The sequence below is a fragment of the Pseudomonas sp. MWU16-30317 genome (assembly GCF_020515695.1).
GTDB lineage: Bacteria > Pseudomonadota > Gammaproteobacteria > Pseudomonadales > Pseudomonadaceae > Aquipseudomonas.
Genome location: NZ_JAIWJA010000027.1, coordinates 1 through 1,581, shown reverse-complemented (window position 1 = coordinate 1,581; position 1,581 = coordinate 1). Strand labels below are relative to the sequence as shown.

Below are 1,581 nucleotides of genomic sequence, written 5' to 3'. Positions count from 1 at the left end.
TCCTAAGAAACACCCTCCACCGGTTGAAGCGCGAACCCAAATTCGGCGGCACGTCGATGCAGACCTATCACTACTCGCTCCCGATATCGCTGTTCGTACTGATCCTCTCCCGGATCTCGATAGCTCATGCCGAAACGCATCGCGTTGTAGAACAAAATCGCAATCTTTCGGGCAGTCGCGGTCACTGCTTTGGCTTTTCCGATTCGAGCCGCAAGGCGTCTATAAAAGGCTCCCAGCGCAGTGCTAGTCCTTCCCACGGTGACAGCAGCTAAGCGTAAGTGAGCAGTTAGCCGATTCTTGGTTTTCCGGGTGTGGGCCGAAAGTACTTTACCGCCACTGATCCTGCACCCAGGGGCGAGCGTCAGCCACGACGTAAAATGATGGCAAGTACGCCATCGACTAAGATCGGTACCGCATTCCGCAACGAGCCGCAGCGCCAGAAAGGGGCCAATACCATGTATTTGCGTGAGGTCCACACCGACCAATTGATACAGCAAGGTGCGGACATCGAAGTTCAGCGCATTGGGTTGCCGGGTGTTGTGGCGTGGCTTAGGAAGCGGCGCCGTTGGGGGCGCATTGACTTGCGAAAGCTTGATGAGCGTTTGCGCGATTTGCTGATCGCAGACGACGAGCTGCGCTTGGTATGCGTCGTACATCGCCAATGCCTGTGATAAGGCAAATAGATGTTCCGGCTGATAGTTGCCTACCAGCGCTGCCTCGATGACATCTACACCAGCCTTACAACGCCGATCACTCATCGCAGCTAGCACCGATGGACTCCGCTCGCCTGCAACTATGGCTCGAATGATCCGCATACCGGTCAAGCCGGTGATATCCGAGACTACGTGATGCAGCTGCACATTCATGTGCGTCAGGGCTTTTTGCATGTGTTGAATATGCGCGGCCGCATAGTCCAGATGACGCTCGCGGAGTCTGAGATAACTACGTAGCGCCGCAATTTCTCGATCCGGGTGGAAGCTAGCCCTCAGCAACCCACAGGAATGAAGCCGTTGAATCCACTGAGCATCATTCACATCGGTTTTGCGTCCCGGCACTGCGCGGGCATCCCGAGCATTCGCCAGTACCACCTGTAGGCCATGGGCTTCAAGGATCTCATACACCGGAATCCAGTAAACACCAGTCGACTCCATGGCGACTGTAGTAATTCCGAGACTCACCAACCAGTCAGCCATGCGATCAAGATCAGCAGTGAAGGCCTTGAAGGTTTGCACCGGGCTCTCTGCGAGATCTGCGGGAACAGCAACCACATGAAAGCGTGAACCAATGTCAATGCCTGCCGCCCGAGTATGGATAACGGGTAATCCTTTGCGTTCTGAACCACGCTTTTTCATACACACCTCCAGTCAAAGGATGGACTGGACGGGGACTCGGATCAAATCACATTCCTAAACGGGGTCATTAAAGCGCCACCACTAACGGGTCCGCAGCTTCCCCTGGGTCAAGTTTTTTGACGGGGACTTAGCCTCCAAAAAGCCAGCGACCACTGTCCAGAGAGTTCAGTGTAGTACGTAGTGTTTCTAGTCCAGTGGGCCGCGGCGCGCCGGGGAGGCGGTTTTTTAA

The 1,581-nt window shown here is 55.0% G+C and carries 1 protein-coding gene; it reads right to left on the bottom strand.

Annotated features, from left to right (window positions below; genetic code table 11):
- Positions 1-2 precede the first annotated feature (2 nt).
- Positions 3-1,352: an IS110 family transposase gene (locus LIX93_RS29460; protein WP_226507530.1), complete on the bottom strand. Its 1,350-nt coding sequence runs from the start codon at positions 1,350-1,352 to the stop codon at positions 3-5.
- Between the last annotated feature and the right edge of the window lie 229 nt (positions 1,353-1,581).

What these genes read in the sequence shown, in the direction of transcription:
- LIX93_RS29460 (WP_226507530.1), bottom strand. Translation starts at nt 1,352, where the DNA reads ATGAAAAAGCGTGGTTCAGAACGCAAAGGATTACCCGTTATCCATACT.